This is a genomic window from Marinobacter iranensis, from assembly GCF_029207565.1.
GTDB classification, from domain to species: Bacteria; Pseudomonadota; Gammaproteobacteria; order Pseudomonadales; family Oleiphilaceae; genus Marinobacter; species Marinobacter iranensis.
On record NZ_JANCMW010000108.1, the window covers coordinates 1 to 277 of the forward strand.

Sequence of the window (277 nt, forward strand, 5' to 3'; positions counted from 1 at the left end):
GCAGAGCGTCTGGAAGATCACCCATTATTTCAAGGGGCCGCTCAAGTTCGTGCTGGCCGGATCGGGGCATATCGCCGGCGTGGTGAACCCGCCCTCCGCGCAGAAATATCAATATTGGACCAATTCGGAGAAAGTCGGGACGCTCGCCGAGTTTTTCGCGGGAGCAAAAGAGACCAAGGGGAGTTGGTGGCCCGACTGGATCGGCTGGCTCGACGCGCTCGATGCCGCCAGGGTTCCGGCCAAGGGCGCGCGGATTCCGGGCAAGGGCAAGCTCAAG

Annotated in this window: 1 pseudogene; it reads left to right on the forward strand. The window is 62.1% G+C overall.

Going from position 1 to position 277, the window contains the following annotated elements:
- Nucleotides 1-277 (forward strand): annotated as a pseudogene (locus NLU14_RS21640) (class I poly(R)-hydroxyalkanoic acid synthase); the annotation flags it as partial.